Below are 6,230 nucleotides of genomic sequence, written 5' to 3'. Positions count from 1 at the left end.
ATTAAAAGTAGCACTCATAATAATATTCATACTGATAATTGGTATATTTGTATCTATTTATTATGGAAGCAATAAAATTGTAGCAAGCAATAATATAGAAAATCAAAAATTATACGATGTTGTTAACACATTTTTTAATTCAATGAATGCAGCAAGTTTATCGTATATAACATCAAAAGACATGTATTATTGGGATATAGCCAAATATTTATATGGAGATGCTACATACTGGCCATTATTATACTCCTATAATAATAATAAATACAAAATAAGCAATGTTATAAAAAAAGGAAGCAGTATTTCATACAGAAATATTCCAGATTTTTATTCTTATAAAGAAATTAAAAATTTGGATAATACACTATCAAAAAGCTATATGTTACTCTACCCTATACTTATAAATGATAAAAATCCAAGACATGCATTATGGGCATTGAAACTATCCGCATATTATGATTTGAATGTATTTAAAAATAATGCTGGTATGATTCCAGAGAATACATATAATAATATCTTAAAAGAAAGCAGCAGCATGAAAATTACTTATAACGAGTTTATAAAGTATGGACAATTAAATGAAAATATATTATTATCATTTATAGATATAATTAAAGAAAAATTAGGAATATTAAAATGAAAGTTGTAACTACAGAAGATTTAATAAATATAGATAAAAAAACTACAGAAAAGATACCTTCTATACTTCTTATGGAACATGTAGCAAGTGAGATTTTTTATCTATTGTTAAAAAGGCATAGAAAACTATTATACACAAAAACTGTATATATTTTTTCGTCAGTCGGAGGAAATGGCGGAGACGGATTAGCAATAGCAAGATATTTAATAAACAACGGCTATAATGTAAGCATATATATTACTGGAAATCTTGACAGAGTTAATAAAGATACTTATGCCAATTTTAACATATTAAAATCTATGAATGTAGATATAAGTTACTTAGGAAGCGAAGACGATGTTTTATCAGCTTTAGAAAATATAGAAAAAAAATCAATAGTATTAGATTCTCTATTCGGCACTGGGGGAAACAGACCTTTAGAAGGCATACAAAAAGTACTTGTAGATAATCTAAACAAATTAGACGTACTTAGAATAGCAATAGATATACCTTCAGGTCTTGCTTCAAAAATAAATGACTATGATAATGTACATAGCTGCTTTAAAGCTCATGAAACATATACTGTTTGTTTTGCTAAGGATATATTTTTCTTATATAGAACAAGAGAATACATAGGAAAATTATTTATGATAAAATCTATATTTCCAGAAAATATACTAAATAATTTCGGATATAAAGCCAAATTAATAGATTATAATGAAAAAATTAATTTAAATAGAAATGCTTTTTTCAGCAAAAGAGAACAGGGAATGCTTGCTGTAATAGCAGGAAGCGATGAATATATAGGTGCTGCTGTTTTAGCTGTTCATGCTGCTTACAGACTTGGGGTTGGATATATAAGACTTTATGTTCCCAGAGGAATATTAAAAAATATAAGAGAGGCTGTTATGCCTTCTATGCCTGAAATTGTTATTATAGGTGTAGGAGATGAAAATCAAAAATACTTCACAGAAAATGATATAGAAATAGTTAATGACATAAATAAAAGTAATGCCTGCATAATAGGTTCAGGACTTGGAAGAAATATGTCTACTGAAGTTTTTGTGAACAGCATACTCAAACAGATAAATATACCAACTGTTATAGATGCTGATGCTTTATATTTAATGTTTGAAAGTACACTTAATGAACTTAAAAGTAATTTTGTATTAACACCTCATATATATGAATTTGAAAAATTAACTAATATAAATCATATAGAAGCATTAGAAAATCCATATGAATCTTTATTAAAATACAGACAGCAAACTAATGCAGCTATAATATTAAAAGACGCTGTAAGTTTTTTAATGTATGAAAATGATATATATATAAACTATAATCCAAGACCATCTATGGGAAAAGCTGGAATGGGAGATGTATTTGCTGGATTTCTTGGAGCATTGCTTGCAAGAAAACTCAATATATTATATGCTTCTAAACTTGCATTAATAATACAGGCAAAATCTTTTAATATACTATCTAAAAAATTTGGAAACGACTATATTCAGCCGAAAGATTTAGCGGATATATCATATAAAATATTAAAAAGGATATAAATAAATTGTCAAGAGAAGTTTATGACCCTAAAAAACCAGAATTAGAATTCTATAATAACAGACATCCGAAACCTCCAACCCCAAAAAGAGAGGTAAGTATATTTGCAAAAAGATGGTTTATGTTTTTATATGGGGCTTTTCTTACACTGCTTGTAATATTTTTTCTTCTATACAAAAAAGGTTTTTTCAATGAAATACCATACTTCAGTGCATTAAAAACAAATATACCTATAGAAGTAAAAATAAATAATGTAGAGTTTTATGAAGATGAAGCTGTTGTTGCTACAATAGAAGTAAAAAATTCTAATTATACAAACTCCATCAATATAGAAAATTTAAATGCAAGTTTATCACTGTATAAAAATAAGAAGTTAATATTTACAGGAAATGACTCGTTTTATAATATAAGGTTTCCTCTAGGTCAGAGAATAGGATTTAAAATGAGCTTTGATAAAAATTATTGGAAAGAAGCTAATAATCTAGAAGTTATATTATATTTAGACAGCAATCTGATTACAACTAATAATATAGATATAAGACATCTTAAAAGATAATATACCTGACCACAAAGCTAAATTAATAAATCATAATGTATTCAATCTCAGTATTTTATAATTGCGGATTTTATATATGAAATGAGTCCGCCAGTATATAAATAACTAAAATTTGACAAAATATAGTTGTTTAGGTATATACTAAAAGTTTATCATACAGCATATAAAGCATTATTTCATAGTTTAAAATTAAATAATTTTGTAAGGTAGTTTTCAAACAAATATAATAAAAAAATTTTTAATAAATTCCATTTTATTATATAATATAGATAATGTTTTTAAATTTATGTTTAGGATTTATTAATATGAACAAAATAGAAAACTATTTTTTACAGCACAATAAAATAAAATTTTCAAATGTGGTATGCAGTCAGCATAATAAAAAAATAATATTAAGAAATCCCAAAAAAGCACAGCAAGCAGTAAAAAAAGAAAATATCACAAATAAAGGTGTGGAATTAATGAAAGAAATAAAAAATGAAGATTTAAAAAAGATATATAGTGAAGTAGAAAAATGTATGAAATGTGAAGCATTATGTAACAGTCGATTAAATGTGGTATTCGGACGTGGTGATGAGGATCCAGATATAGTATTTGTTGGAGAGGCACCTGGCGCAGACGAGGATAAACAAGGACTTCCATTTGTTGGAAGAGGTGGAAAACTTCTTGACAAATGGATTGAAAGACTTAATATAAATAAAGAAAAATACTATATAATGAACGCACTAAAATGCCGTCCTCCTGAAAACAGAGATCCTTTACCTGAAGAAAAAGCTAATTGCAGAGATTTTTTTGTACACCAATTACAAATACTTAATCCTAAAATAATATGTGCATTAGGACGTCATGGATTCGGTAATTTAATAGATTTTGACTTAAAAACTCCTTTTGGAAAAGCTAGAAATAAAGTACATTACTACAATAATAATGGAAAAGACGTACCTGTAATAGCAACTTATCACCCTGCTTATATATTAAGAAATCAAAAAGAAGAGGATAAAGTAATATCTGATTTAGAGTTTATGTTAAGCGAACTTGAAAAAATTAGAAATAAATAATAATATAATAAAAATAATTTAGGAGATTTATTTGAAAAAGTATTTAATTTTAATGCTTATAATATGCAGGTGTCTTATACCTAATTCATTTGATAATATAGAAGATGCTTCAAATTATGAAACTTATGAAAATATAGAGTATTCTAATATACCAAAAAAGCCTACTATATTTGACTGTATAACTCATGACAATAAATTACCATATATTATAGCAAGCATTGACAGATATTTAGAAAATAATAATGATATAAACAGCACAAATAAAAACGGCAATACTCTATTAATGGAAGCTGTGTCTATAGGATATTATGATTTAGCAGATTATTTAATAGATAAAAATGCTGATATAACTATTACCAACCATAAAGGCGAAAATGCTTTGATATTATCTGCAAATTATCCGTATATATTAAATCTTCTTATAAACAATAACGCTGATGTGAATATTGCTGACAATAACGGTAAAACTGCACTTCATTATGCATGCGAATATGGAGATTTATATTCTGTAAAACTTCTCATAAAAAACGGTGCTGACATGAGTAAAAGAGATATTTTAGGAAAAACAATGCTTATGTATGCTGTTGAAAATGAGCATTTAAATTTAATAAAATATTTGGTTGAAGAATTAAAAGTTGATATAAATGAAAAAGATGATTGGGGACAAAATGCCGTATTTTATGCTACAAAAATAGATATAGCAAGGTATTTGATATATAATAATATAAACTATACAGAACCTAATTCAATAGGTCTGCGTGCTTATGAAGTTATGAAATATAACGGCTATATTAATGTATCTACATATGTGCAAAAACTAGAAAAAAGAAGATAAACTTATAAAAATATCTTTAAGTATTTTATTTATAAACCGAGAATATTTACAGTATATTGGAGTTGATATGAATATTAAAGTTATTTTATTGTTTGTAAGTATAAATATACTGCTTTTTGCACAGTATACCTCAGTGACTAATAACAATATATTAGTGAATACAGGTGAAGGAAGAGTTGATTATACTACATATACAATATATGCAGATGCTACAGCAGACTTTTTAACAGATACTCGTCTTCACCCAGAAGCACTTCTTATATTACAGCAGCAGGCAGAAGAAGAAACTATAAAAACACTATATGATACACTAGGAAATATACCTATAAATAGTGAAGATACTATCTATAGTATAATAGAAGAAAATAGAATATTAAAAGAAAAAGTTGTAAGCTCTATAAATAATGCCAGACTTGTCGGAATATCCTACCCTACAAGAACAAGTGTTAAAGTGCTTATGGCTTTGGATATCACTACAAATAATTTAATGTACGATTTGGTAAACAATATAAATGAATACAAAACAGAGCCTATAATAACATATTTTGATACAGGTACCGACTATGACAGCCTTGTAATAGATGCAAGAAATATAGGATTTACTCCGTCATTATTTCCTACAGTATATGATGAAAACGGAAATGAAATATACAGTATAGCATACATCAATAAAAATGTTGCCGCTACTAATGGGTATATCACATATTCTACAAATTCTTTCCTAACAAATGCCAATATTACAAATATAATAGGTCAAAAACCATATAATGTTGTTGCTTGGAGGGCTAGAGGAAGACTTGCAAGTGATTTGGTTATAGGAAATGAAGATGCCAGTATCATTATGAGTAGTACAAATCTAAAAAATGCTATAAAAAATTGTAAAGTAGTATTCATAATTGATTAATTTTTTATTCATTTTTTTGTAAAAATATGGTATAGTATCATAGTATATATATTCTAAGGCTGCACCAATGAGCATTAATAAAACTTATATAGATGATATTTTTAAAAAACACCCATATATAGATAATATAAAAAAATATGTTTATAATGAAAATGAAAATATAGGTTTCAATCCTAAAGAAATAGAATATTCAATATCAAATAATCATAGCATATATTCAAAACTGCTAGATTTATATACTCTTAATAAAGAAGATGACAGCTTGATTAGACTATTTAAAGTTATATCTATGCATGACATAGAAAATATATATATATTTGAGATACTTATTATAAACATAATATCTGGAATAAGTATAAAAGAAGCTCTGCTTAAATGTATCTCTTTAAAAAAATTAACAATTGGAATAGAGAATATAAAAGGCATTCATACAATATTAACCCTATTTCTAATGAAATAATGAATGCTAAAATGAACACATTTATATATTTATACTATTCTAAAAAATATTTCCCAAAAGAAACTGAAAATTATATAGATAATATATGCAGCTCAAATGCAGAGAATATTGTTTCAGAATATAAAGAAGATATACTAATACCTTTAATGGCAATTACTCAAAAAATATATTACGGAGATTATAGTAATATAGACAAACTGCTTGAATACTCTGATAAGACTAGAATATTAGATGCTATACTATC

Annotated in this window: 7 protein-coding genes and 1 pseudogene; all 8 read left to right on the top strand. The window is 26.1% G+C overall.

The genetic code is table 11. The annotated features are described in order from the left end of the window. Positions 1-637: pseudogene (locus tag KQ44_RS02890) on the top strand (hypothetical protein); the annotation flags it as partial. Beyond that, the gene (locus KQ44_RS02885) at positions 634-2,175 is read left to right on the top strand and encodes an NAD(P)H-hydrate dehydratase (RefSeq protein ID WP_096736164.1); all 1,542 of its coding nucleotides are present in this window, start codon (positions 634-636) and stop codon (positions 2,173-2,175) included. The pseudogene KQ44_RS02890 and the gene KQ44_RS02885, both read left to right, overlap by 4 nt. Positions 2,176-2,180: 5 nt before the next feature. Continuing rightward, entirely contained in the window at positions 2,181-2,729 is a 549-nt protein-coding gene (locus KQ44_RS02880) for a hypothetical protein (protein ID WP_096736163.1), read from the top strand. Positions 2,730-3,034: 305 nt separating this feature from the next. Further along, positions 3,035-3,787 carry a uracil-DNA glycosylase gene (locus tag KQ44_RS02875; RefSeq protein WP_096736162.1) on the top strand — a complete coding sequence of 251 codons (753 nt, stop codon included), beginning with the start codon at positions 3,035-3,037 and terminating at the stop codon, positions 3,785-3,787. A 76-nt stretch (positions 3,788-3,863) separates the two neighbouring features. Further along, on the top strand, positions 3,864-4,622 hold the full coding sequence (locus tag KQ44_RS02870; RefSeq protein ID WP_096737775.1) for an ankyrin repeat domain-containing protein: 759 nt from the start codon (positions 3,864-3,866) through the stop codon (positions 4,620-4,622). Positions 4,623-4,689: 67 nt separating this feature from the next. Further along, on the top strand, positions 4,690-5,526 hold the full coding sequence (locus tag KQ44_RS02865) for a hypothetical protein (RefSeq protein ID WP_096736161.1): 837 nt from the start codon (positions 4,690-4,692) through the stop codon (positions 5,524-5,526). Positions 5,527-5,593: 67 nt separating this feature from the next. Continuing rightward, on the top strand, positions 5,594-5,986 hold the full coding sequence (locus KQ44_RS14725) for a hypothetical protein (RefSeq protein WP_240516444.1): 393 nt from the start codon (positions 5,594-5,596) through the stop codon (positions 5,984-5,986). An 11-nt stretch (positions 5,987-5,997) separates the two neighbouring features. Continuing rightward, the coding region (locus KQ44_RS14720) for a hypothetical protein (protein ID WP_240516443.1) at positions 5,998-6,230 on the top strand (233 nt) is incomplete at its 3' end.

This window comes from Brachyspira sp. G79, from assembly GCF_002379365.1.
Classification (GTDB): domain Bacteria; phylum Spirochaetota; class Brachyspiria; order Brachyspirales; family Brachyspiraceae; genus Brachyspira.
Note: the sequence above shows the minus strand (reverse complement) of the source record. Positions and strands in the feature narration are given on the sequence as shown.